Consider the following 24,968-nt stretch of genomic DNA (forward strand, 5'->3'; position numbering starts at 1 on the left):
TATCGGCTCACGGCTAGGACTGAGGCACAGCATTACCTATGCGGCGGCGTCAGCACGCTGGCTATCGCCTTCGGCAAGGTTTCCGGATAATCGCGGCTGAAGTGCAGGCCGCGGCTTTCGCGGCGGGACAGGGCGCTGTTGACGATCATCGAGGCCACGTCGACGAGGTTGCGCAGTTCCAGTAAGTCGTGCGTGATGCGGAAGTTGCGGTAGTACTCGTCGATCTCTTCCTTCAAGAGCGCGATGCGGTGCTGGGCCCGTTCCAGGCGCTTGGTCGTGCGTACGATGCCCACGTAATTCCACATGAAGCGGCGCAGCTCGTCCCAGTTGTGCGAAATCACCACTTCCTCATCCGCATCCGTGACCCGGCTTTCATCCCAGTCGGGCAGGTATGGCGTGCCCAGCTTTTCCTTGCTTTCGATATCCTGCGCGCAGGCGCGGCCGATGACGATGCATTCGAGCAAGGAATTCGACGCCAGGCGGTTCGCGCCATGCAAGCCCGTGCAGGCTGTCTCGCCGACCGCATACAGGCCCGGCAAGTCGGCCCGGCCCGCCAGATCCGTCACGACGCCGCCGCACGTATAGTGGGCGGCGGGCACGATGGGGATAGGCTGCTTGGTGATGTCGATGCCCAGTTCCAGGCAGCGCGCGTAGATGGTCGGGAAGTGTTCGATGAGGAATTCGGCCGGTTTGTGGCTGATGTCCAGGTGCACGTAATCGAGGCCGCGTTTCTTGATCTCGAAGTCGATGGCGCGCGCCACCACGTCGCGCGGCGCCAGTTCGGCCCGTTCGTCGTGGGCCAGCATGAAGCGCTGGCCGGCTGCCGCGCCCGCTTCGGGCGGCAGTTTCAGCAAGCCGCCTTCGCCACGGATGGCTTCGGTGATCAAAAACGATTTCGCATACGGGTGGTACAAGCACGTGGGGTGGAACTGAATGAATTCCATGTTCGACACGCGGCAGCCGGCGCGCCAGGCCATGGCGATGCCGTCGCCGCTGGCCGTGTCGGGATTCGTTGTATATAAATACACCTTGCCGGCGCCGCCCGTGGCCAGCACGGTGTGCTCGGCGGCAAACGTCAGCACTTTACCCGTTTGCTCATCCTGCACGTACAGGCCATGGCAATGGGGCTGGGCATTGCGCTGCGTGGGCTTCATGCCCAGCTTGTCGGAGGTGATCAGGTCGATCGCGCAATGGTGTTCGAACAGCGTAATGTTCGGGTGGGCGCGCACCTTTTCTTCCAGCGTTACTTGCACGGCATGCCCGGTGGCGTCGGCCGCGTGGATGATGCGACGCTGGCTGTGTCCGCCTTCGCGGGTCAGGTGGAAACCCAGCTCGGCCGTGGCGTCGCGCGTAAACGGCACGCCTTGCTCGATCAGCCATTCGATGGCTTCGCGGCCGTGCTCGACGATGTAGCGCGTGGCGCTCTCGTCGCACAGCCCGCCGCCGGCGATCAGGGTGTCTTCGATGTGCTGCTGGTGGCTGTCGCCCGAGTCCAGCACGGCCGCGATCCCGCCTTGCGCCCAGTTGCTGGCGCCATCGAGCAGCGCGCGTTTGGAAATGATCGCGACGGTGCGCGTCTCAGCTAAATGCAGTGCAACCGATAAACCCGCCAGGCCACTGCCGACAATCGCTACATCAAATTTCATGACATTTATCTTTTTTCAGGGGAAGCATACTATAGTCCATTTCACATCAATCGGTAATGTGTTGAGATAAATTCTGCCAGTGAAAGATAGCTGGGGCCGTAGCTTGTGGCGTATCAATGTCTTCGTGGAACAGTTCGCCATGATGGCAAGACCGGTGGCAAGCCGCCCTGTGCGCGGCGTGCCGCCTTTGCCGCAGGAGGCCCCATGATCCGCATCTTCAGCCATTACGTCTCGAAAACAGCGTTTATCTTGCTGTTGCTGGAAATCATGATCCTGCTGCTGTCGGCCACCCTGACGTCGCTGCTGTGGCTGGCGGATGGCAGCCGCGTGCTGCGGGTGAGCGAGGTTTACCTGTCTTCCTCGATCTTTGCCCTGGTCATCGTTTTCAGCATGAGCGCGCTGGGCATGTACCAGCACCGCTCGCGCGAAGATATCCGCAACACCTTATTGCGCATCCTGCCGTCGTTCGCCTTGGGTTTTGCCGTTCTGAGCGTGCTGATCCGTTTTATTCCTTCCTTGCATTTCGGACGCGGCAGCGTGCTGATCTTCGGCCTGGGCGCCATCGGCGTGCTGCTGGCGCGCCTGGTGGTGTTCAAATCCTCGCAATCGGCGCTGATGGAAGGCCGGCTGATCCTGGTGGGCGGCGGGGCGCTGGCGCGCGAATGCATGGAGCTGGCGGCGAGCAAGATCGGTTTCCACCAGTTTACGGTGGTCGGCTGCATCGATGTGGCGGGCGAGCGCTGCTGCGTGCCGGCCTCGGCCTTGCTGCCGGCCGAACCGTCGCTGCTGGCCATGGCCCAGCGCCATGCCGCGCATGAGATCGTCGTGTCCGTCAGCGACCGGCGCAATGGCGCGTTTCCTGCCAAGCAACTGCTGGAATGCGCGCTGGGCGGCGTCAAGGTGATCGACGCGGCCACGTTTTTCGAGCGCGAAGCGTGCCAGATCCGCATCGATTCCTTGCAACCGAGCTATCTGATCTATGGCGGCGGCTTCGACCAGAGCTTTTTCCGCGCCGCCTCGAAGCGCCTGTTCGACCTGGCCGCCAGCGGGGTCATCTGCCTGGCCGCGCTGCCCGTGATGCTGGCGACGGCCCTGTGCATCCGCCTGGAAGATGGCGGCCCCGTGTTTTACCAGCAAGAGCGGGTAGGGCGCGACGGCTTGCCCTTCAATGTGCTGAAATTTCGCAGCATGCGCTGCGACGCGGAGCGCGATGGCAAGCCCATCTGGGCGCTGGACAACGATGCGCGCATCACGCGCGTTGGCAAGCTGATCCGCAAGCTGCGGATCGACGAGCTGCCGCAAATGCTCAATGTGTTTCGCGGCGAGATGAGTTTCGTGGGACCGCGCCCCGAGCGCGCCTACTTTGTCGAGCAACTGAAGGAGCAGGTGCCGTACTACAACATTCGTCACAGCATCAAGCCGGGCATCACGGGCCTGGCGCAGGTGCGCTATCAATATGGCGCTTCCGTCGACGATGCGGTGAACAAACTGCAATATGATTTGTATTATGTGAAGAACAATAGCCTGTTCCTCGACTTGCTGATCCTGCTCGATACGGTGCAGGTAGTGCTGTTTGGCAAAGGCAGCCGATGATACGGGCGCAGTCGGACTGGCTGGCGGCGGCCGACGCTGCGGCCCTCAGCCATGGCCTGGCGTCGCTGGCTTTCTTCGTGCTGGCGCTGTTGCTCATCAGCAACTGGCGCGCGCGGCAGAATGTGCGCGCCTTGCTGGTCGCTTGTCTGGCGACGGGCGGCTGGGCCACGGGCGCGGTGGTGCTGGTGCTGCTGGGACAGCGCACCGCCTTGGCCGGCGACGCGCTGGAACTGCTGCGCACCTTGGCCTGGCTGGTGTTTTTGCTGCTGCTGATCGAACCGTCGCAGCCCCGCCTGCGCCTCGTGCTGGCCGGCATCGCCCTCACGGCGCTGGCGCCCTGGCTGTTCTCCCTGGCTTCATCCTGGCTGGCATTGCCATTGCCTGCGCGCATCATTGCCAGTGTCTGCCGTTTGCTGCTGGCCGTGCTGGGCATGTTGCTGGTGGAGCAGTGGTATCGCAACACGCCACCGTTGAAACGCTGGGGCATCAAGTTTGCCTGCCTGGGCGTGGGCGGGCTGTTCGCCTACGATTTCTATCTGTACAGCGACGCCTTGCTGTTTCGCACGGTCAACGATGACATCTGGGCGGCGCGCGGCATCGTCGACGCCTTGTGCGCGCCGCTGCTGGCCGTCTCTGCCGCGCGCAATCCGGGCTGGGCACTGGGCCTGTCCGTCTCGCGCCAGATGCTGTACCGCTCGGCTGCCTTGCTGGGCTCGGCCATCTACCTGCTGGCCATGGCGGCCAGCGCCTATTACTTGCGCTATTTCGGCGGCACCTGGGGTTCCCTGATGCAGATGGCTTACCTGGGCGGCGCGGCCCTGCTGCTGGCGGGCGTGCTGTTTTCCGGCAGCCTGCGCGCCAAGCTCAAGGTGACGATCAATAAACATTTTTACAATGCCATCTTCGATTACCGCGAGGAATGGCTGCGATTTACGCGCGCGCTGTCCGAGGATGGCCCGGCGCTGGGCGAACGCACGATACAGGCCATGGCGCAGCTGGTGGAAAGCCGCGCCGGCGCGCTGTGGATCTTGCGCGAGCCAGGGCAATTTGCCCCGGCGGCCAGCTGGAACTGGCCGCCGGGCACGTGGAGCGAGCCGGCGTCCGGTCCCCTGTGCCAGTTTCTGGAGGCAAGACTCTGGGTGATCGACGTGCACGATTGCCAGCAAAATCCGCGCCAGTACGGCGGCTTGCGCTTGCCGCCCGCGCTGCTGGCGCTGCCCGACGTGTGGCTGCTGGTGCCCTTGATGCTGCATGGCCAGCTGTTCGCCTTTGTCGCGCTGGCGCGCCCCCGCACGCGCATAGCCTTGAACTGGGAAATCCGCGACGTGCTGAAAATTGCCGGCAGCCAGGCCGCCAGCTACCTGGCGCACCGCGAATCGCTCGATACCCTGACGGTGGCGCGCCAGTTCGACTCGTTCAACCGCATGTCCACTTTCATCGTGCATGATCTCAAGAATTTGGTGTTCCAGTTGTCGCTGCTACTGAGCAATGCGGAAAAGCACCGCGCCAATCCCGCCTTCCAGGAAGACATGCTGGGCACCCTCGACCATTCCGTGCAGAAAATGAAGACCTTGCTGCAAAAACTGGCGCGCGGCGAGGCGCCGGAAGCACCGGCGCCGCTGCAACTCGACGGCTTGCTGCGCCAGGCCGTAGCGGCCAAGGCCAGCCTGGCGCCGGCGCCCCGGCTGGAAATCGTCGATGGCGAACTGACGGTGCTGGCCAACCGCGCGCGGCTGGAGCGGGTGCTGGGCCACTTGATCCAGAACGCCATCGAGGCGACGGCCAGCGATGGCAAGGTGGCCGTGCGGTTGCGGCGCGTACAGCACACGGCCGTTGTCGAGCTCGACGATACGGGGCAGGGCATGAGCGAGCAATTCATCCGCGAGCGCCTGTTCAAACCGTTCGACACGACCAAGACGGCGGGCATGGGCATCGGCGTGTTCGAAAGCCGCGAATACTTGCGCGAAGTGGGCGGCAGCCTGGAAGTGCGCAGCGAGCCGCAGGTGGGCACGACGTTTCGCGTGATCCTGCCGCTGCATGCGGCATAGCAAAGGAGTGGGGTGCCATGGGCAAGCAAAAACTGCTGGTCATCGAAGACGATCCCGGCCTGCAAAAACAGTTGCACTGGAGTTTTGACGGCTACGATGTCTTGCTGGCGGGCGAGCGCGAGGCGGCGCTGGCGCTGGTGCGGCGCCACCAGCCGGCCGTCGTGACGATGGACCTGGGTTTGCCGCCCGACCCGGACGGTGCCACGGAAGGCCTCGCCACCTTGCAGCAAATCCTTGCGCTGGCGCCGGACACGAAAGTCATCATCCTGTCGGGCAACCAGGAGCGCGCGCATGCCTTGAAAGCCATCGCGCTGGGCGCTTACGATTTCCACCAGAAACCGTTCGAGGCCGATATGCTGGGCCTGGTCATTGCCCGCGCGTTTTATCTGCACGCGATGCAGCAGGAAAACCGCCGCATGCTGCAGACGCAGGCGGATTCTCCGCTGGCCGGCATCGTCAGCCGCGACCCGGGCATGCTGAAACTGTGCCGCAGCGTGGAAAAAGTGGCGCCCTCGTCGGCCAGCGTGATGCTGCTGGGCGACTCGGGCAGCGGCAAGGAACTGATTGCGCGGGGCTTGCATGCGCTGTCGAGCCGCCATGCGCAACGTTTCGTGGCCATCAATTGCGCGGCCATCCCGGAAAACCTGCTGGAAAGCGATCTGTTCGGCTATGAGCGGGGCGCGTTTACGGGCGCGGCCCGGCAAACCCTGGGCAAGATCGAACTGGCCCATGGCGGCACCTTCTTTCTCGACGAAATCGGCGACATGCCGATGGCGCTGCAGGCGAAATTGCTGCGCTTCCTGCAGGAAAGAGTCATCGAAAGGGTGGGCGGCCGTGCCGAGATCGCCATCGACGTGCGCATCGTCTGCGCCACGCACCAGGATCTGAAAGTGCTGGCGGAACAGGGGCGTTTCCGCGAAGACTTGTTTTACCGGCTCAGCGAAATCGTCTTGCGCATCCCGCCGCTGCGCGAGCGGGCCGGCGATTGCACCTTGCTGGCGCAGCATTTCAAGAACAAGTTCTGCGCCAGCGAAGGCCGCAGCAACCTGCATTTCAGCGCCGGCGCGCTGCAGCTCATCGAGACGTATGGCTGGCCCGGCAATGTGCGCGAAGTGGAAAACTGCATCAAGCGGGCCGTCATCATGAGCGACGGGCCGCAGATCGCGGCCGACGACCTGGGCTTGCCCGCCAGCGCCCAGGCCGCCCCCGCCGATGAATCCATCAATCTGCGTCAGGCCCGCGAAGCTGCCGAGTACAAGGTCATGGTGCGCGCGCTGGCCCGCGCCGACGGCAATATCGCCAAGGCGGCCGAACTGCTGGGCGTGAGCCGGCCCACCCTGTATGACTTGATGGGCCATCACGGCATCAAGTAGCCGCGGGATACTGATATGAATTGAATATCAAGATTGTGTATGGCGTCGCACATACGCTGGCGCCGTCACGGCGCATCCTAGCCTCATCAACAACAAGGAGGGGTTATGAACGCGATCAATTTATTGATGAAGGACCACAAGGCCGTCAAGGCCCTGTTTGCGCAGTATGAGAACCTGAGCGACCGCTCCTTTGCCACCAAGAAAAAACTGGCCGACCAGATCTGCCAGGAATTGACCGTGCACACGCAGCTGGAAGAAGAAATCTTCTACCCGGCCGTGCGCCGCCCGATCCATGACGGCGACCTGATGGATGAAGCCGTCGTCGAGCATGCGAGCGCCAAGGAGCTCATCGCGCAGATTACCGCGATGGACCCCGCCGACGACCTGTACGACGCCAAGGTCAAGGTGCTGTCCGAGCAGATCGAGCACCACGTCAAGGAAGAAGAGGGCGACATGTTTCCCAAAGTGCGCCATACGGCCGTCGACCTCGACGCGCTGGGCAAGGAAATGGCCGCGCGCAAGGAACAGCTGACGGGCATCGCCGCCTGAGCGGCTTAAAAAATCAACAACCAAGGGAGTATTCCATGCAAGCTACACAATTGTCCGTGTCGGACCTGAACAATCCGGGCGTATCCTGGGGCGCCGTGCTGGCGGGTGCAGCCGCCGCGGCCGCCTTGTCCTTCATTTTGCTGATTCTCGGCGTGGGCCTGGGCCTGTCGTCCGTGTCGCCGTGGTCGTTCAACGCGACAGCCATCGGCGTGTCGACCATCGCCTGGCTGGCCTTCATGCAACTGGCCGCGTCCGGCATCGGCGGCTACATGGCGGGCCGGCTGCGCGTGAAATGGAGTTCCATCCACACGGATGAGGTGCATTTCCGCGATACGGCCCACGGCTTGCTGGCCTGGGCCGTGGCCACCCTGATCACCGTGGCTGTGCTGGCCGGCGGCACGCGCGCCGTGCTGAGCGGCGCCATCGACGCGGGCAGCGGCGTGGCGGCTGCCATAGCCCCCGCAGCGGCAGCGGGCGCAGGTGCTGCTGGCGCTGCAAGCGCCAAGCAAGGCGAGGGCAGCGGCGCCAATCCGCTCGACTATTTCTCGGACATGCTGCTGCGCGCCGCGCCTGCTGCACCGGCTACCACTGCCACCGCCACCGGCACCCTGGCGGCGCCCGCGGCCAATGCCAGCACCGCCGAGCAGCGCGTGGAAATCGGCAAGATCTTCGCCACCGGCCTGTCCACGGGCAGCCTGGCCGCAGATGACCGCGCCTACCTGGGCCAAGTCGTGGCCAGCCGCACGGGCTTGACGCAGGCGGAAGCGGAAGCGCGCGTCGACGCCGTCTACGCCCGCGCCGCCAAGGCTGCCGCCGATGCCAAGGCTGCCGCCCAGCAAGCGGCTGAAACGGCCCGCAAGGCCGGTGCCCACACGGCGCTGTGGATGTTCGTCGCCTTGTTGCTAGGCGCTTTCGTGGCCAGCCTGGCGGCAACGTTTGGCGGCCGCCAGCGCGACCATGAGCGCGTGCTGCGCCATGTGACCATTTAATTCACCGATTTAATCTAGGAGACTGCCATGCGTTCCATCCTCTTGCTGCTGCTGGGCATTCCATTGCCCATCGTCATACTGATCGCCCTGTTCGTGCATTGATAAGACGTTGACGTAAAAAACGGCGCCCGCCGCAAGCCGGGCGCCGTTTGTGTTGAAGCGGGTCCATGTGTAAGATGGCGCGATCTTTCCACCGAGACTATCCATGACCTTGACCGCCCTGCGTCCCTTGCTGAAAACCGCCGCCATCGCTGCCTTTGCCTGCAGCGTGCTGGCCTCGTGTTCCACCCTGATCGGCCCGCGCGACGTGAATGTGTCGCTGAGCAAGATGCAGCAAGGCCTGGAACGCCGCTTTCCCATCGACAAGCGCGTGCTGTCCGTGCTGGATGTCAAGCTGACCCACCCGCAACTGTCGTTGCAGCCCGAGCGCGAACGGGTTGCCCTGAGCGTGGACGCCAGCGTCTTGCCGCCCTTTATCCGCCAGGGCTGGCGCGGCAGCCTGGCCATGTCGGGCCGCCTAGTGCTGGACGCCCAGCGCAACGCCGTCTACCTGAGCGAAGCGAGCGTGGACAAGGTCGCCATCGATGGCATGGACGAGTCGCAGCAGCGCCAGTTCGCCAAGGTGGCCAGCCTGGTGGCCGACCAGCTCATGCACGAAACGCCGATCTATACGTTCAAACCCGACGAATTGCGCTATGCGGGCGTGCAATTCGTGCCCACGCAGATCCGGACCTCGGCCAATGGGCTGACCGTGACGTTCGAGCCGGTGAAGTAGGCTAGGCCTCGAACGCGGGCGTGCCGATTTGCGTGGCCGTGTTATTGCGCGGCGTCGCCTCTTCATGGAACAGGTCAGCCAGGTACTCGCACAGCGCATCTGCTTGAATATCGTCCGGAATAATGAAATCGGCGGGCCTGCGCTTGCCTTCCGCACCGAGATAGAAGGCGCGCCAGGCGCCCTGACTCTCCCGGACGCCAATCAGCGTGCCGAAAATATTGAATCTGAATTCCTGCATCAAACTTCTCCAGTGAAAGAGCCAGGCAAAAAGATGTGGCGAGCGACAGGTATGGCTATTGCTAGATGGTAACATTTGCTGATCATCGGCATGGACTTTAGGCTTGCTTCAGCGAACATCGGATCACAGGAGTTGTTCAACCGCCATTGTTGCCCCGCAAGCAGGCCGACTATAATCCTGCCTCTCATGCCTGGACACAGCATGTTCCCCAACATGAAGTTAAAACAATTAAAGGAATCTTCGTGAAACGTTCACTCATCAGCGCCGCCTGCTGCGCCTTGTTCGCCTTCTCCTCGCCCGCGCTGTACGCCCAGCAAGGCACTACCTCCGCCGCGCCCGTCTCCGGCATCGACCTGAAAACCCTGGACCCTGCGGTCAGCCCCAGGGATGATTTCTACGGCTACGTCAACGGCGTCTGGACGCGCAATACGGAAATCCCGGCCGACAAATCCGTCTGGGGCACGTATATCGAATTGCGCGAAATCGCCCAGGGCCAGTTGCGCGGCCTGATCGATGCCACCGTCAAGAACCCCGGCAAGCCCGGCAGCGAAGCGCACAAGATTGCCGACCTGTACACGAGCTTCATGAACGACAAGGCGCGCAATGCGGCTGGTTTCAAGCCCCTGCGCGCCGAACTGGCCCGCGTCGCCGCCGTCAAGGACAAGAAAGACTTGCCGGCGCTGCTGGCCTACCTGCAAGGCAATGGCGTTGCCACGCCGTTTTCCGCCTATGTGGCACCCGATGCGCAAGACCCCGAGCGCTACACGGTCAACATCAGCCAGTCCGGCCTGGGCTTGCCTGACCGCGATTACTACCTGAAGGAGGACGACGCCAAGCTGCAAGCCGTGCGCGCCAAATACCTCAAGCATATCGAAACCATGCTGGCCATGAGCGGCGACAAGGCCGCTGCCGCACACGCGGCGCAAATCCTCGACCTCGAAACGCGCCTGGCGGCCGTGCAGTGGACGCGCGTGCAGATGCGCGACCCCGTCAAATCGTACAACCGCGTCGACTTCGACAAATTCGCGGCACTGGCGCCAGCCTTCGACTGGAATGCCTACTTTACGGCCGCCGGCCTGGCGCCGAAGGCCTCCTCGGCCGTGGTGCGCCAGCCCAGCTTCATGACCGGCTTTTCCGAGACCGTGGCCGCCGTGCCGCTGGAATCCTGGAAGAGCTATCTGAACTGGCGCATCATCGAAAGCTATGCCTCCTTCCTGGACAGCGCTACGGTCAAGGAGCGTTTCGCCTTCGACGGCACGGTGCTGCGCGGCGTGCCGCAAAGCGAACCGCAGTGGCAACTGGCGCTGCGCTTCACGGATGGCGCCATCAGCGACGCCGTCGGCAAGCGTTACGTGGAAATGTATCTGCCGCCGGAAACCCGGCCCCGCGTGATGGCCATGTTCGACAATTTCGTCGCCTCGTTCAAGGATGGCATCGAGCAGCTCGACTGGATGGGCCCGGAAACCAAGAAGGAAGCCCAGCTCAAGCTGGCAGCCTTGAAGCCGAAGATCGCGTATCCCGATACCTGGCGCGACTACAGCAGCATGCAGACGCAGCCAAACGACCTGATCGCCAACGTGCGCGCCGCGCGCGCGTGGAGCCGCCAGCAAAACCTGGCCAAGCTGGGCAAGCCGGTCGACCGCGACGAATGGTCGATGACGCCGCAAACCGTGAACGCCAGCTACAGCCCGTCGCTCAACGCCATCACGATTCCGGCCGCCATTTTGCAGCCGCCATTCTTCAACGTGAAAGCGGAAGATGCCGTCAACTACGGCTTGCTGGGCATCACCTTCGGCCATGAAATCAGCCATGCCTTCGACGATTCCGGCAGCCAGTACGACGCCAAGGGCCGTCTGCGCAACTGGTGGACGGCAGAGGACCGCACGGCCTTCAAGGCCCTGGCCGCCGGCCTCGTCAAGCAATATGGCGCCTACAGTCCCGTGCCGGGCTACCACATCAATGGCGAACTGACCCTGGGCGAAAACATCGGCGACAATTCCGGCCTGTCGATCACCTACAAGGCGTACCAGCGTTCCTTGAACGGCAAGCCTTCGCCAGTCATCGATGGCTTGACGGGCGAACAGCGCCTGTACATCGGCTTTGCGCAGAAATGGCGCGCGAAATTGCGTCCCGAAGCGGCCATCGCGCAGATCAAGAGCGACCCCCATTCGCCGGGCGAATTCCGCGCCAAGGGCACGGTCAAGAACCAGCCCGGTTTCTATGAAGCGTTCGGCATCAAGCCAGGCGACCCGATGTATCTGCCGCCGGAGCAGCGCGTGATCATGTGGTAAGCAGGTAGGGCAGTTGGGCAACCGCGCCGCGGACTATTCCTTGGCGTGGTTGAGCGTGTACCTGGGCAACTCCACCGTCAGGTCTTCCTGGGCGAGGCGGGCCTGGCAGGACAGGCGCGAATGGGGCTGCAAACCCCAGGCCTGGTCGAGCATGTCTTCCTCATTGTCGCCCAGTTCGTTGAGCGTATCGAAACCCTGCACCACGACCACGTGGCAGGTGGAACAGGCGCCGACCTGGCCGCACGCGTGTTCCATGTCGATCTTGTTGAGCAGCAATGCGTCACAAATGCTCATGTTCTGCGGCGCGTCAAACACGGCGCCGTCGGGGGCCAGCTCGGGATGGGGCAGGACGGTGATTTTTGGCATGCGGGATTCTCCTTGATGTCGCTTGAATACCGCTACCTTGAACCTTCCCGCCTTGATAAGGTCAAGCGCAATGTTGCGCCTGAACTGGGGCTTTCTGCGCTTACATCTTCGATGCCGGATGTTCCGCCAGCGGGACAAACTGGCCGGTAGCCTCGTCGAGCGCGTCCAGTGAGCCATTTTCGATGTCATACACCCAGCCATGCAGGGTCAGGCGCTTTTGCGTGATGCCCAGCGCTACCGAGGGGTGTGTGCGGATGTTGTTGAGTTGCGCCACGACATTGGCGCGTACCATGCCGTCGATGCGGTCCTGTTCCGTGGCATGCTCGATCGACTCATTGATCATGCGCGCCGCATCCGCGTGCCGCAGCCAGTTCTTGACTGCCGGCATGTGATCGAGGCAGGTACAGGTGGCGATGGCCTTCATCGCGCCGCAATCGGAATGGCCGCAAATGACGATGTCCGTCACATTCAGGGCCGCAACGGCAAATTCGACGGACGCGCTCACGCCGCCCGGTTCCGGGCCAAACGAGGGCACGATGTTGCCCGCGTTGCGAATCACGAACAGTTCGCCAGGTTCGCGCTGCGTCACCAGTTCCGGCACCATGCGGCTGTCGGAACAGGAAATGAACAAGGCCTTGGGCGTCTGTCCCGTGGCCAGTGTCTTGAACAACTCTCGGCGTTCAGGAAAGACTTCCTTCTGGAAACGTAGAAATCCGGCAATGATGTCGCGCATAAATAAAAGAAGAGAGTGGTGTGAGCCCGTATTATCGCCGATGTCAGCGCGGCTGGCTTGCCGGCTGGCCGGTTTGAGGCCCCGTAATGCAGCGGTCAAGATGCTCGATCAATTGCAGGAACACGCGTTTATCGGCAATGTGATTCAGCGTGTTGCTCATGAAGACGTCGCTGGCGGCCGCTGCCACGGCACCGCGGACTTGTGCGCAGGCGGCATGCAGTTGCGCGCGGTCAAGCTCAAGCAGCGCCGCGGCGATGCCTGCACGCGTGAAGTCGAAGGCATCGATGCCGCAACAGCCGGCGACGCAATGGGTTTCCAGGCGGCAGATCAGCGGCCACAGCCCCTCCAGGTGCTCGTCGATGCCGACGGCTTGCGCATAGCGCTCGCCGAGGTCGATGTGCTCGATCCATGCGTCTTCGGCAATCTGGATATCGTATTGATGGTCGCGTTGCGTCATGTTTGCTTTCCCGCATGCGCGGTGACTGTCTGATAGAGGCGCCATCGTACCGCAAGCGCGGCGGCAGTTGGCACACCATGCAGCAAGGCATGAAAAAACCGCCCGAAGGCGGTTTTGTGTGTGCACTGTATTGCCGCTTACTTCTTGTCAGGCAAGGCGTATGCCAGCACGTAGTCGCCGCGGTCCGGCGACTGGCGCGCACCGCCGGCGCTGACGACGATGTATTGCTTGCCCGTTTTCGGCGAGACATACGTCATCGGGCCGGATTGGCTGCCCACGGGCAGGCGCTGTTTCCAGATTTCCTTACCGGTGGCGCTGTCAAAGGCGCGCAGGTAGAAATCCTGCGTACCGGCAAAGAACAGCAAGCCGGATTGCGTCGACATCGACGCGCCCAGGGTCGGCATGCCGATCGGAATCGGCATTTTCATGCGGATGCCCATCGGCCCCGTATCCTGCACCGTGCCGACCGGTACCTGCCACACGAGCTTGCGGGTTTTCAGATCGATGGCCGACATGGTGCCGAACGGCGGCTTCTGGCAGGGAATGCCCGCTTTCGACAGGAAACGTTCGCGCATGGCGCCGAACGGCGTGCCTTCCTGCGGCACGACGCCCATCTCGATGCCGCTGGCACCCTTCGGAATAGCGGCGCGCGGGATCATGTAGTTGGCCAGGCCCAAACGCATGTCGTTGACAAACATGTAGTTGGTGGTCGGGTCGACGGAGACGCTGCCCCAGTTCATGCCGCCCAGCGAGCCTGGGAACTGCAGCGAACGGTCGAGGCCCGGCGGCGTGTAGACGCCTTCGTGGCGCATGCCCTTGAATTCGATGCGGCACAGCAACTGGTCAAACACGGTGCCGCCCCACATGTCGGACTCGTGCAAGGTGGCGTTGCCGATCGACGGCATGCCGATGGAGAACGGCTGCGTGGGCGAATAGCGCTCGCCAGGCACCTTGCCTTGCGGTACGGGACGCTCTTCCACGGCCGCGATGGGCTCGCCCGTCACGCGGTTGAGAAGGAAGATTTCACCTTGTTTCGTCACTTGCGCCAGCGCAGGCAGGGTGCCGCCTTTGCCGTCGGGAATGTCGTACAGCAGCGGCTGGGCCGGCAAGTCGAAGTCCCACAGGTCGTGGTGGGTGGTCTGGAAGGTCCAGCGCACCTTGCCCGTTTTCGCGTTGACGGCAACGATGGACGAGCTGTACTTGTCGTCCAGCGCCGTGCGCGTGCCGCCGAAGAAGTCGGGCGTGGCATTGCCGGTCGGCAGGTAGATGGTGTCCAGCTGGGCGTCATACGACATGGCCGACCAGACGTTCGGCGTGCCGCGCGTATAGGTCTGGCCTTGCGGCGGCAGTTTCGTGATGGCCGGGTTGCCCGGATCCCAGGCCCACACCAGTTCGCCGCTGCGCACGTCAAACGCGCGCACCACGCCCGGCGGCTCGCCGGTGGAGAAATTGTCGGCCACGCGGCCGCCGACGACGACCAGGTCGCCCGCGATCAGCGGCGTCGATGTTTGCTGGTAGTAGCCGGGCTTGACTTCGCCCATGCCCACCTTCAAGTCGACGGTGCCGTGCTCGCCAAAATCGGCGCAAGGCTCACCGGTAGCCGCGTCGAGCGCGATCAGGCGCGCATCGATGGTCGGCAGCAAGATGCGCTTGCGGCAGGCGGCCGGGGCGGCGTCGCTGGAGGCGCTGGCCGGCAGCGGCTGCGCGGCGGGCGCTTCATGGTAGCCCAGGCCGCGGCAGCGCTGCCAGTTTGGCGCGGAACCTTGCGGGTCGTATTTCCAGCGCTCGGCGCCCGTATCGGCGTCCAGCGCCACGACCTTGCCGTAGGCCGTGCAGACGTACAGGGTATCGCCCACCTGCAGCGGCGTGTTCTGGTCTTCCGCGCCAGAACCATTGCTTTGCGGGATGTCGCCCGTGTGCGCCGTCCAGGCCAGTTTCAGATGGCCGACGTTGCCCTTGTTGATCTGGTCCAGGGCGGCGAAGCGGTTGCCGGCCGTGGTGTTACCCCAGTGCAGCCAGTTTTTCTGCTGCGCGCCGGGAGCGACCGGCGTCACGCCCGCCACCACATCCGCTTCGATGACGGACTTGGGCAAGAAGAAATTGACGCCTGTGATGGCCAGGCAGACGGCGATCAGGCCCGCCAGCGCGAAGGCGCCTTTGCCAGCCGGCACGCCGGTGGCGCGGCGCAAGCCGGGATAGGCGAGGGCTACCAGGCATGCCAGCACGCCGAAGACGAACAGGCGCGACACCAGGGGCCAGAAGTTCCAGCCCGCGTCGATGGGGGCCCAGATCAGGGCAACGATAAAGGCGGCACCGAACAGCAGGGCGCCGGCCGGCTTGCTCCGCCAGACGAGTATGCCAGAGGCGAACGTGGCAATGCCCATCGGCAGGTAAAACCAGCTGCCGCCCAGGTACGCGAGGTAGGCTCCGCCGATAGCGAGGAAGAGGCCGGACAAGATGAGCAGCACGGCTGGCAGGTAGCGCAGCGGCGACGCTGCTTGACCCCGCGTTGCGGGTGTGGATGAACTGGAAGGGTTCACGATGATTCCTTTTATTGTTGACCGGGCGGCCAGGCGCCGCCAGGTGATGCTGAATAACCAAGACTCGGTTCCCCCGTTGGGCGAGGGGTGAGCTTCCGCCCGCTGGCGGGATGCTCAGACCGGGTTTGGCGTGGTGGATTTGCTGTCGAGATTGGCGATGATGCGGCTGAGCATGTCCAGCAAGGCGTGTTCTTCCTCGGTGCTGAAACCGGCGAGGGCTTCGCGGTTGCTGGCATGAATCGCTTCCTTGATCAGGGGCGACTGCTGTAATGCGGCCGGGGTAAGGCCGAACAGGCTGCTGCGTCCATCGCTGGGATCGGGTTGGCGGCTGACCAGGCCGTCACGTTCCATGCGCGCCAGCGTGGCCGCCATGGTCGGCTGCTCGACGGCAGCAGCGACGGTCAGTGCTTTCTGCGTCAGCTGCGCGCCATTTGCCAGTTCGTAAAACACGGGCAACTGGCCCGGCGCCATGCCGATCAGCTTGAGCTTGCGCTCGATGACCCTGGCAAACAGGCGTGCAGCCCGGCTCGTCATGTGGCCTGCGGACTGCTCTTTCTGGAAGTCGATCACGAACATCCCCGGTGAAAAGAATATAGCATGCTATCATAATTTCGATGAGCATAGCAGGCTATGCATTTTTCCAGGCGGCCGGAAATGCAAAAACCGCCCGAAGGCGGTTTTTTTGGGGTGAAGCCGGTGCTTAAATAAAATAGATCAGCGCGATGATGCCGACCACCAGCGCCACGCGGGTGACCTGGTAGGCCGTCTTGTTCCACGCCTTGAAGCGGCGACGGTACTGGCCCATGGTCCATGAAATCTGGAACAGCTTGCTGACGCCGCCGACCTGGTCGCCCAGTTCGTTCGGCGAGGCGGCGGCCGTCATCAGGGTGCGGCCCAGCCAGCGGTTCAAGCCTTGCGCCCAGCGGTAGCGCATCGGACGCTCGATGTCGCAGAACAGGATGATGCGGTCGCTGTCGGCGTCGTTGCGGGCCCAGTGGATATACGTTTCATCGAACATCACGGCCTGGCCGTCGCGCCAGCTGTGGCGCTCGCCATCGACGTCGATGAAGCAGCGGTCGTCGTTTGGCGTCTGCAAGCCCAGGTGGTAGCGCAGGGAGCCGGCGAACGGGTCGCGGTGCGGGTTGAGCTTGCCGCCTTGCGGCAGTTCCGCGAACATGGCCGCCTTGATCGAGGGAATCGATTGCAGCAGCGCATAGGTTTGCGGGCACATCTGCTGTGCCGACGGGTGGTTCGCGTCATACCATTTCAGGTAGAAACGCTTCCAGCCATACTTGAAGAAGGAATTGAAACCCACGTCATTGTTCTTTTCCGCGGCCTTGATCTTTTTCATTTCCTGCATGCGCAGCGCTTCATCGCGGATGATTTGCCAGTTCTGCTGCAGCGGCGCCAGTTCCGGGAATTGATCGACGGAAAGGTATGGCGTGGCCGGCACCTTGGAAAAGGTGTGCATGAACAGGTTCAGCGGCGCCATGAACGAGGAATGATCGAAGATCTGGCGGCGAAACGGCAGGCGCACCTTGCCACGAAAATGAATATGTAAAACGGAAAACACAAAAATGCCCAGCAAGGCCCACTTCATACACAACCTCGTTTTTTAAGAATGGGGCAATTATAACCAGTTAATGCCATCGTCACCCCGGGCCACGGTGAAGGAAAGATGAAGCGGCGCATGGGAGAGCTCTGTCCTACAATGGCTGTTCTCCACACTGACACGAGGTAACAATGGAAATCTGGCACGCACCGCTCGACCTGGCCGCCCTCAACGCCGCCAGCGAGGGCACGGCCATGCGCCACCTGGGCATCGCATTCACGGCCTTCGGCCCCGACTGGATCGAAGCGACCATGCCCGTCGACCACCGCACCATGCAGCCATTCAAGCTGCTGCATGGCGGCGCTTCCGTGCTGCTGGCCGAAACCCTGGGCAGCATGGCCGCGAATGCCTGCCTCGATTCCAGCCGGCAGGTGAGCGTGGGCCAGGAAATCAATGCCAACCACGTGCGCGGCGTGCGTGGCGGCCATGTGACGGGGCGCGCCACGCCTATCCACCGGGGCCGCACCAGCCAGGTCTGGGAAATCCGCATCACCGATGGTGACGGCAAACTGTGCTGCATTTCGCGCATCACCATGGCTGTCATCGAGGCCCCGGGCGCGGGCTGATACGTTCCATCTTGACTTGCATCAAGGCATTAAATGCGGCCGCGTGAAATCATAAATAACGCTGTTCGCTTATAATTCAGTGTGCTGTTGTAGGGCGTGGGGGTATGTCCCGCGCGCCTGCATTGCCTGAAATTAGAAGCTGACTGCCCAAAAAACGCCAGTTAGAGACCCATCCTGCGCCATGCAGGAACGGCAACACGACGGCGAGCAGATCGCTGGTTTTTAGATAACCAGCAACAATCAACTTTATTACAGGGCAATAACAACAATGATGTCATTCAATCGTTTGACGATAGGCGCGCGCCTGAGCGCAGGCTTCGGGCTGCTGGTGCTACTCATGCTGGTGCTGGCTGCCTTCGCACTGCTGCGCATCGGCGCCATCTCCGGCGCCATGGACGCGCAAGAAAAAGTACAACTGGAAAAACTCGAACCCCTGTACGTGGCGCGCGAAGCGCTCGACCAGACGGGCCTGGCTGCCCGCAATGCGTATATCTTCCATGACCAGGCGGCCGCCGAAAAAGAGCTGGCCATCCTCGACAGCCAGAAGGCGCTGTACCTGGAAGCGCTGGCCCGCCTCGCGCCGCAGTTCGCCGGCGATGCGCAATTCGAGAAGGTCAGCACGGGCCTCAAAACCATGGCGCGGGAATTGCAGCGTCCGCGCCAGTTCCGCGCCACGGGACAGATGGAGCAGTATGGCACCTTCCTCGTCGAGGAGTGCAGCCCTTTGCGGCGCCAGATCGTCGCCGATATCGATACGGTGCTGAAAAACGTGCAGCGCGAATCGGAGCAGGCCAGCGTGGCCGCGCGCGCCATCTACGGCCAGTCGCTGCGCTGGATCGGCGTGCTGGCCGCGCTCAGCGTGCTCATTTGCATTGCCGTGGCCACCGTCATCACGCGCGGCCTGCTGCGCCAGCTGGGCGGCGAACCGGCGTATGCGGCCTCGATTGCCGGGCGCATCGCGCTCGGTGAACTGGCCATCGACGTGCACACGCGCCACGGCGACGACAGCAGCCTGCTGTTTGCCATCAAGACCATGCGCGACAACCTGGCCGCCATCGTCGGCAAGGTGCGCCATGGCACGGAAAGCATCGCCATGGCCTCGACCGAGATCGCTACGGGCAACCGCGATCTGTCGCAGCGCACGGAGCAGCAGGCCGGCTCGCTGGAAGAGGTGGCGTCATCGATGGAGGAACTGATTTCCACCGTGCGCCAGAATGCGGACAACGCCCAGCAGGCGAACCGCCTGGCGCGCGAAGCGTCGAAGGTGTCGGAGCAGGGCGGCAAGGCGGTGGCCGAAGTGGTGCATACGATGGGCCTGATCAATGCCTCGTCGAACAAGATCGTCGACATCATCGGCGTGATCGACAGCATCGCCTTCCAGACGAATATCCTGGCCTTGAACGCGGCAGTGGAAGCGGCGCGTGCCGGCGAGCAGGGACGCGGTTTTGCAGTCGTCGCCACGGAAGTGCGCAGTCTGGCGCAACGCTCTAGCGCCGCCGCGCGCGAAATCAAGGCCCTGATCGACGATTCCGTCAGCAAGGTGGGTACCGGAACCTTGCTCGTCGAGCAGGCCGGCGTCACCATGCACGACGTGGTGGCCGGCATCGGCAGGGTGACGGGCATCATGGCCGAGATCAGCCACGCCACGCAGGAGCAGGGCGCCGGCATCGAGCAAGTCAACCGCGCCATCGTCGACATGGACCGCGTGACCCAGCAAAACGCGGCCCTGGTCGAGCAGGCGGCCGCCGCCGCGCAGGAATTGCAGCAGCAGGCGGCGCAGCTGGAACAGGAAGTGGGCATCTTCAAATTGGCCAAGCCGGCCAACGGACCGCTGCGCCTGGCGGCTTGATGCCGAGAGCGCGGCAGCACGGCGCGCCATGCGCCAATAGTCGTATTCCGCGCTACAATGAGAGCTGGATCAACGCCAGGACTTCTCATGCAAGTGCGCCGCAGCCATGATCTATCCAGCCCGGACGACGACAAGCCGGCGCCGCCCGTGCTGCAGCTGGCCCTTGCCGGCCTCGGCTGGGGTTTGCTCACCTGCATGCTGTGCTTTGCCATCCTGTTTGTGACCAAATGGCTGTTGCCGCCCGAATACTGGGGCGCGCACACAGGACTGTCCAAGTTCAAGCGTGAAATGTCGCTGCCCCTGCTGGTGTTCTGGGTCGTCATCTATTCACCCATCCTGGAAACCTTCCTTGGCCAGCTGCTGCCGCTGGAAATCCTCCGGCGCCTGGGCGCCAGCCGCCAGCTGAGTATTTTTATCGGCACCATCCTGTGGGCCATCGTGCATTTCATCAGCGGCGGCTTGCTGCATGCCATCGTCGCGCTGGGGTCGGGCGCCATGTTCAGTTTTGTCTACCTGCGCTACCGCGGCCCCAGTGTCGCCGTTGCCTACGCAACGACGACGTTTGCGCGCGCCTGCAACAATATCGCCATTCTGGTGGCCGTGTTTTACGGCCTCGACGCCTGAAGCACCTTCCAAAACCTACTGCGCGTCGGTATAGGCGGCCTGCGATGCTCACCGGCTCGGCGCCCCCGTACTCAAGTACGGTTACGCTTCTCGACCACCTCTACCTTCCGCTCGCTACGGTTTTGTTAGGCGCTTTTCTTCCTTCCTGAGCAAATACGGCACCAGCGCCGCCAGCGCCACGGCCAGTAGCGCCAGGCCGTTCAGCAGCTGACGGAAGGCGGCGTCATAGCTGGCGCGCAGCAGCGTTTCCTGGCCGCCCAGCAGCTGTGTCGCCTGTTGGAGATCGCCGAGCGCGGCGCGGCTGGCGGCGGCCAGCACGGGCAGGCCTGCCGGCAGTTGCCGCGCCAGCGCTGCACCGATCAGGCCGGCCAGTGCGGCGCCTGCCAGGGCCAGCGCCACGCCATCGGCGCTGACGCGCACGGTATTGAAGATACCCGTCGCCATGCCGGCCCGCTCTGTTTCCACCACGCTCAGGGCCATGCCATCCATCAAGCCCCACGGCAAGCCGATGCCCACGCCGATCAGCAGCAGGGGGCCGGCCAAGGTGCCAGCGTCACCGCCGCCCAGCACCTGTGCCAGCCAGGCCAGGCCCGCCGCGGCCAGCAGCAATCCCGCGGCGCACAGGGCGCCTGTCCCCACACAGCGCGACAGCAGCGCGGCCAGCATGGGCACGAGCAGCAATGGCGCGGCCAGGGCGATCATCAAACGGCCTGCGGCCAGCGCGGACATGTTGTCGATACCGATGAAGCGCCCCGGCAGCATGACGATCAGCACGATGAACAGGAAGGCGGGCGAGGCGGCCAGCACTTGCACGGCGACAAAGCGGCGCTGGCGGAACAGCGACAAATCCAGCATGGGCCGCGCCGTCCTGCGCTCGATCGCGCCAAAGGCGAGAAACAGCAGCATGGACGAGGCGACGGACAGCAGCACGGCGCCGTTGCGCCAGCCGTGTTCGGGCGCCAGCAGCATGCCCAGGGTCAACAGGCCCAGCGCGGCGGTGAAGCTGAGGGCGCCGGGCCAGTCCAGCCGGCCCTTGCCGCGCGCCGGATCGGCCGGCACGTTGCCCCATACCAGCAGCATGCCGATGGCGCCCAGCGCGGCCGTGGCATAAAAGATGGCGGGCCAGCGCGCCACCGCCAGCATGGCGCCGGCCGCCAGCGGGCCGAAGGCCAGGCCCAGGCCGAACGTCGTGCCCAGCACGCTCATCACGCGGCTGCGCGCCGCGCCGTGGAACAATGGCGCCAGCGACGACATGGCGGCGGCGAATGCGGCCGCGCCGCCGAGGCCTTGCACGAAGCGCAGCGCGGCGATCCATGCCACCGATGGCGCGTGGGCAATGGCCAGGGTCGCCACGCAAAACAGCGCCAGCCCCGCCAGCCAGACGCGGCGCCGTCCCAGCACGTCCGTCAGGCTGCCGGCCACCATCATGGCGCTGCCATAGCTGAGGATATACGCATTGATGACCCAGTTCAGGGCGGCGGCGCTGCCGTGCAATTCGGCGCCGAGGGCGGGCAGGGCCACGGCCGGACCCGTGAAACACAGGGGAATCAGCAAGCCCGTCAGGCAAGCGGCCAGCACTTGCAGGGGGAGTGAAAGACGTGAGGAGTGGGGCATGGGCGTCGGATAGGAAAGAAAGAGGGGCGAGTATGGCGCGCCCATCATTAAAGAAAAATGGGCTAAACTGATCAACATATCGGACAAATATGTCTTGAATGGGGGATGAATGGATAGCTTGGGCGGCATCGCCATGTTCGTGCAGGTGGCCGACAGCGGCAGTTTTTCGGCCACAGGCCGGCTGCTGGGGCTATCGTCGTCGGCGGTCGGCAAGAGCGTGGCGCGCATGGAGGCGCGGCTGGGTGCGCGCCTGTTCCAGCGCAGCACGCGGCACTTGGCATTGACGGCGGAAGGGGAGAAATTCCTGCAGCGCTGCAAGCGCATTCTGGCCGAGGTGGAAGCGGCCGAGCGCGAGCTGGGCGAATCGGGCGGCGCGCCGAGCGGCCGCCTTCGCATCAGCCTGCCACGCTACAGCGGCCTGTTCGAGCCGGCCATCGGCGCCTTCATGCAAGCCTACCCGGCCATCGAACTCGACCTCGATTTTTCCGACGCCATGGTCAACATCGTCAGCGACGGTTTTGACGCGGCCGTGCGCACGGGAGAGCTGGCCGATTCGGGCTTGATGCGGCGCAAACTATGTACATTCCGCCGCCTGCTGGTGGCGTCGCCCGCCTACCTGGCGCGCCATGGCCGGCCCGCCGATGGCGCCGGGCTGCTGCGGCACGCGCGCCTGGACTACCGCTTTCCCGCCACGGGCCGCCTGGAGCAGTGGCCGCTGATGGACGAGGCAAGCCAGCCGGTGCCCGGCATGGTCTGCAACAGCCTGGAAATGCGCGTCTTCCTGGCCGTGCAGGGGCAGGGCATCGCCTACCTGCCCGCATTTGCCGTGCAGCGCGAACTGGCGGCGGGGCAACTGGTCTCGCTGCTGGACGACCATACGCAGGCGCGCACGGCATTCTGGCTGCTGTGGCCGGCCAGCCGCCACCTGCCGCCGCGCTTGCGCGTCTTCATCGATTTCCTGGTGGAGCAGTTACAGGATCAAACTTTTGGAGCTTTGCCATGACGCAGGATGTTTCCCTGACGCCCTTGCAGTTGCATGTGGCTGGCGCCACCGTGCGCCACGCGCATCCGTTTCCCATGCCGCAGTTGCCCCCGCAGGAACCGCTGACGGCGGCCCTGCGTGACGGCTGGGTACGGCCCTTGTACATGGGCTTGCACCAGCCCCAGGCGCAGGCGTGCCTGGCCCGGCTGGCGCTGGCCGACGATACCGTCATCGCCCGCCTGCTGGGGCAATTCGACTGGCGCAGCCGCACGGCGGGCGCCTATCTGGCCGCATTGATGCATCGTCCCGGCTTCACGGACCAGCTGGGCGGCCTGCTGCTGGCCAGTGAAGTCTGCTACGCGGGCAGCGCGTATTGTCTGGCGCTGGCCGCCTTCGACACGCCCGGCAGCCGCGATTATCTGCACCGCTATCTTGAGCATTATTTGCGCCAGCCGCAGCTGCACTTTGATCAGGAGCAAGCCATGGCGGCCATTGCCTACCTGGATGGCCAGCAGGGCCGGGATGAGGCGGCGCGCCATGCGCCAGCCTGGGCCGATTTTACCGCCAGCCGGCCGGGCCTGGCGCTGGATGAAGCGCTCGCAGCATTGACTGGCCGCATGGCCACCTTGCGCGCCTTGCAGGCCGCGGCGCCAGGCAAATAGGCGCGATCCCCCTCAAACTTCGGCGCCGTTGGTATTGTTGGCGGTCTACCGCGCGCTTTCCATGGATTCGACGGTGTCGAAAATATGCGCCAGCGCACCTTCCATGGCGCCGGCCGTTGCGTCGCCGCTCTGGTTGGTGATGATGAAGACCCCGAGCTGGTATTTTGGAATGACGTAGGCGTAGCTTTGCGCACGCGGCACGCCGCCATGGTGTACATAATGCGTGCCCAACTGGCGATTGCTGCCGATATTCCAGAAATAGCCAATGCTGAAGTCGTCCTGAAAGCGTACCAGCGGCTTGTGCGATTCGACGACCGCGGGATCGGCACCCAATTGCAGGCGCAGGTATTTCGTCATATCCGGCATGCTCGACTTCAGGTTGCCGGCTGCGCCCCAAGGCAGTTGCGGCATCGGTGTCGTCATGACGGGATTGTCGCTGTGGTAGCCGGGCGCCAGCCGGCCGGCATCCGTGGCTGCGAGTCTCAGCCTGGTATCGTGCATGCCGGCTGCGCGCGCGACGAATTGCGTGAGCAGAACTTCGTAGGGCAGTCCGTAGATTGTTTCAAGCGTGTGCGCAATGAGTTCGGTACCGGCGCTTGAATAGGCGTAGTCCTTGCCAAGCGGACCCTGGATGCTGACCGTGTGCAAGTCCTGCCAGAATTGCTGTTGCCCGTAGCTGGCGTAGGCTGCATTGAGCTTTGCCGGCGTGGCGTGTGCGGTGAAATCCTTCAATATGGTGTTCACCTGCAATGGCAGCATGCCCGGCATGGTGCTGGTGTGCGTGATCAAATGGCGCAAGCGAACTGGCTGTCCGTGCGACTGCAGGTTCGGGTAGGCGGCCGGCAGGTACTTTTGTATGGGATCGTCGAGCGCCGCCTTCCCATCCAGCACGGCGTTCGCCAGCAGCAGGCCAGCAAAAGTCTTGCTGATTGAGCCGATTTCATACAGCGTTGCATCGTTCGGCGGATTGCCTTTGCCGGTCTCCAGCTCGCCTTGATGCAGCATGAATTCCTTGCCCCGATAAACGACGGCAATCGAAGTCGCGTGCAGGAATTTTGACTGCAGCAGGGTGGTCGCGGTCTGGCGCATGGCCGCAGGAATGTCATGCGCAGGTGCCGTGGCCGCGGGCTTGCAAGCTGCCAGCACGAGTGTCATTGCAGTGATGCTTGCGGCGAGTTTGCTTATCATGCGCACCATCCATCCAAGGGGGAGGGGCATTCTCGCACAATGGGTGCAGCAGTGAAAGAAATTGTGCTGGCCTGCGCCAGCCGCGCGCTTTTTTCCTCCTTTCCGTCACTCCGCCATTCCGCTTTTCCTTTTCTCTCCTCCATGCAGTGTGACATTTGCATGACAAACAACAGTGTTCCGCCCCCTTGAACGTCAGTAGGGGGTGCATGCGTGGCGACCACCAACCGCGCGCCGCCCATGCACCGAAAGTGCCGGACCGTTGAAGGTGCATGC

General features: G+C 63.6%; 23 protein-coding genes. 12 read left to right on the top strand and 11 right to left on the bottom strand.

The annotated features are described in order from the left end of the window. Window positions 1-32: 32 nt before the first annotated feature. On the bottom strand, window positions 33-1,646 hold the full coding sequence (gene nadB, locus LSO07_RS15090) for an L-aspartate oxidase (RefSeq protein WP_070279521.1): 1,614 nt from the start codon (window positions 1,644-1,646) through the stop codon (window positions 33-35). Between the two features lie 204 nt (window positions 1,647-1,850). Between nadB and LSO07_RS15095 the strand changes: the two genes are divergently transcribed. The 5 genes from LSO07_RS15095 (at window position 1,851) to LSO07_RS15115 (ending at window position 8,198) form a co-directional block, all read left to right on the top strand. Further along, on the top strand, window positions 1,851-3,239 hold the full coding sequence (locus LSO07_RS15095; RefSeq protein WP_151095105.1) for a TIGR03013 family XrtA/PEP-CTERM system glycosyltransferase: 1,389 nt from the start codon (window positions 1,851-1,853) through the stop codon (window positions 3,237-3,239). Beyond that, the gene (gene prsK / locus LSO07_RS15100) at window positions 3,236-5,287 is read left to right on the top strand and encodes an XrtA/PEP-CTERM system histidine kinase PrsK (protein ID WP_151095107.1); all 2,052 of its coding nucleotides are present in this window, start codon (window positions 3,236-3,238) and stop codon (window positions 5,285-5,287) included. The genes LSO07_RS15095 and prsK overlap by 4 nt, the downstream gene beginning before the upstream one ends. A 17-nt stretch (window positions 5,288-5,304) precedes the next feature. Further along, window positions 5,305-6,660, top strand: a complete 1,356-nt coding sequence (gene prsR / locus LSO07_RS15105; RefSeq protein ID WP_151095109.1) for a PEP-CTERM-box response regulator transcription factor — start codon at window positions 5,305-5,307, stop codon at window positions 6,658-6,660. A 105-nt stretch (window positions 6,661-6,765) separates the two neighbouring features. Further along, the gene (locus tag LSO07_RS15110) at window positions 6,766-7,209 is read left to right on the top strand and encodes a hemerythrin domain-containing protein (protein WP_151095111.1); all 444 of its coding nucleotides are present in this window, start codon (window positions 6,766-6,768) and stop codon (window positions 7,207-7,209) included. Window positions 7,210-7,244: 35 nt separating this feature from the next. After that, window positions 7,245-8,198 (top strand): hypothetical protein, encoded by a 954-nt coding sequence (locus LSO07_RS15115; protein ID WP_151095113.1) that lies wholly within the window; start codon window positions 7,245-7,247, stop codon window positions 8,196-8,198. A 9-nt stretch (window positions 8,199-8,207) separates the two neighbouring features. Here the strand turns inward: LSO07_RS15115 and LSO07_RS15120 are convergent, their stop codons facing one another. After that, window positions 8,208-8,405, bottom strand: coding sequence for a hypothetical protein (locus LSO07_RS15120; RefSeq protein WP_151095115.1), 198 nt, complete (start codon window positions 8,403-8,405; stop codon window positions 8,208-8,210). On the opposite strand from LSO07_RS15120, the gene LSO07_RS15125 reads away from it, so the two are divergent. Next, a complete protein-coding gene (locus LSO07_RS15125) occupies window positions 8,404-8,973 on the top strand; it encodes a DUF1439 domain-containing protein (RefSeq protein ID WP_151095117.1) in 570 nt (189 codons plus the stop codon). The two genes, LSO07_RS15120 and LSO07_RS15125, sit on opposite strands and share 2 nt — an antisense overlap. 1 nt (window position 8,974) lies before the next feature. On the opposite strand, the gene LSO07_RS15130 is transcribed toward LSO07_RS15125, so the two are convergent. Continuing rightward, entirely contained in the window at window positions 8,975-9,211 is a 237-nt protein-coding gene (locus LSO07_RS15130) for a DUF7661 family protein (RefSeq protein WP_070279526.1), read from the bottom strand. 242 nt (window positions 9,212-9,453) lie between these two features. Between LSO07_RS15130 and LSO07_RS15135 the strand changes: the two genes are divergently transcribed. Further along, on the top strand, window positions 9,454-11,502 hold the full coding sequence (locus LSO07_RS15135; protein ID WP_151095119.1) for a M13 family metallopeptidase: 2,049 nt from the start codon (window positions 9,454-9,456) through the stop codon (window positions 11,500-11,502). Between the two features lie 33 nt (window positions 11,503-11,535). Here LSO07_RS15135 and fdx read toward each other — a convergent pair whose 3' ends face one another. The 6 genes from fdx to lpxO form a co-directional block, all read right to left on the bottom strand. Next, window positions 11,536-11,868 (bottom strand): ISC system 2Fe-2S type ferredoxin, encoded by a 333-nt coding sequence (gene fdx, locus LSO07_RS15140; RefSeq protein WP_034787357.1) that lies wholly within the window; start codon window positions 11,866-11,868, stop codon window positions 11,536-11,538. Between the two features lie 100 nt (window positions 11,869-11,968). Continuing rightward, window positions 11,969-12,601 (bottom strand): carbonic anhydrase, encoded by a 633-nt coding sequence (locus tag LSO07_RS15145; RefSeq protein ID WP_034787358.1) that lies wholly within the window; start codon window positions 12,599-12,601, stop codon window positions 11,969-11,971. 43 nt (window positions 12,602-12,644) lie between these two features. Continuing rightward, window positions 12,645-13,058, bottom strand: a complete 414-nt coding sequence (locus LSO07_RS15150) for a DUF6331 family protein (protein ID WP_151095121.1) — start codon at window positions 13,056-13,058, stop codon at window positions 12,645-12,647. A gap of 137 nt (window positions 13,059-13,195) precedes the next feature. Beyond that, complete coding sequence (locus LSO07_RS15155) at window positions 13,196-15,526, bottom strand: glucose/quinate/shikimate family membrane-bound PQQ-dependent dehydrogenase (protein WP_225317459.1); 2,331 nt, start codon at window positions 15,524-15,526, stop codon at window positions 13,196-13,198. A 186-nt stretch (window positions 15,527-15,712) separates the two neighbouring features. Continuing rightward, entirely contained in the window at window positions 15,713-16,168 is a 456-nt protein-coding gene (locus LSO07_RS15160) for a MarR family winged helix-turn-helix transcriptional regulator (protein ID WP_225317312.1), read from the bottom strand. 130 nt (window positions 16,169-16,298) lie between these two features. Further along, a complete protein-coding gene (gene lpxO, locus LSO07_RS15165; RefSeq protein ID WP_034787360.1) occupies window positions 16,299-17,198 on the bottom strand; it encodes a lipid A hydroxylase LpxO in 900 nt (299 codons plus the stop codon). Between the two features lie 143 nt (window positions 17,199-17,341). On the opposite strand from lpxO, the gene LSO07_RS15170 reads away from it, so the two are divergent. The 3 genes from LSO07_RS15170 (at window position 17,342) to LSO07_RS15180 (ending at window position 20,249) form a co-directional block, all read left to right on the top strand. Then, on the top strand, window positions 17,342-17,776 hold the full coding sequence (locus LSO07_RS15170; protein ID WP_151095125.1) for a hotdog fold thioesterase: 435 nt from the start codon (window positions 17,342-17,344) through the stop codon (window positions 17,774-17,776). A gap of 268 nt (window positions 17,777-18,044) precedes the next feature. Further along, window positions 18,045-19,625 (top strand): methyl-accepting chemotaxis protein, encoded by a 1,581-nt coding sequence (locus tag LSO07_RS15175; protein WP_034787362.1) that lies wholly within the window; start codon window positions 18,045-18,047, stop codon window positions 19,623-19,625. Between the two features lie 87 nt (window positions 19,626-19,712). Further along, the gene (locus LSO07_RS15180) at window positions 19,713-20,249 is read left to right on the top strand and encodes a CPBP family intramembrane metalloprotease (RefSeq protein WP_034787364.1); all 537 of its coding nucleotides are present in this window, start codon (window positions 19,713-19,715) and stop codon (window positions 20,247-20,249) included. 114 nt (window positions 20,250-20,363) lie between these two features. Here the strand turns inward: LSO07_RS15180 and LSO07_RS15185 are convergent, their stop codons facing one another. Then, on the bottom strand, window positions 20,364-21,863 hold the full coding sequence (locus tag LSO07_RS15185) for an MFS transporter (protein WP_151095127.1): 1,500 nt from the start codon (window positions 21,861-21,863) through the stop codon (window positions 20,364-20,366). Between the two features lie 109 nt (window positions 21,864-21,972). Here LSO07_RS15185 and LSO07_RS15190 point away from each other — a divergent pair, with 109 nt between their 5' ends. Further along, window positions 21,973-22,866: a LysR family transcriptional regulator gene (locus tag LSO07_RS15190; protein WP_151095129.1), complete on the top strand. Its 894-nt coding sequence runs from the start codon at window positions 21,973-21,975 to the stop codon at window positions 22,864-22,866. Continuing rightward, on the top strand, window positions 22,863-23,507 hold the full coding sequence (locus tag LSO07_RS15195) for a DUF6000 family protein (RefSeq protein WP_151095131.1): 645 nt from the start codon (window positions 22,863-22,865) through the stop codon (window positions 23,505-23,507). Before LSO07_RS15190 ends, LSO07_RS15195 begins: the two co-directional genes overlap by 4 nt. Window positions 23,508-23,552: 45 nt before the next feature. On the opposite strand, the gene LSO07_RS15200 is transcribed toward LSO07_RS15195, so the two are convergent. Continuing rightward, window positions 23,553-24,725 (bottom strand): serine hydrolase domain-containing protein, encoded by a 1,173-nt coding sequence (locus LSO07_RS15200; protein ID WP_151095133.1) that lies wholly within the window; start codon window positions 24,723-24,725, stop codon window positions 23,553-23,555. Window positions 24,726-24,968 lie beyond the last annotated feature (243 nt).

Origin of the sequence: Janthinobacterium sp. PLB04 (genome assembly GCF_021165895.1) — a bacterium.
Classification (GTDB): Bacteria; Pseudomonadota; Gammaproteobacteria; order Burkholderiales; family Burkholderiaceae_D; genus Janthinobacterium; species Janthinobacterium lividum.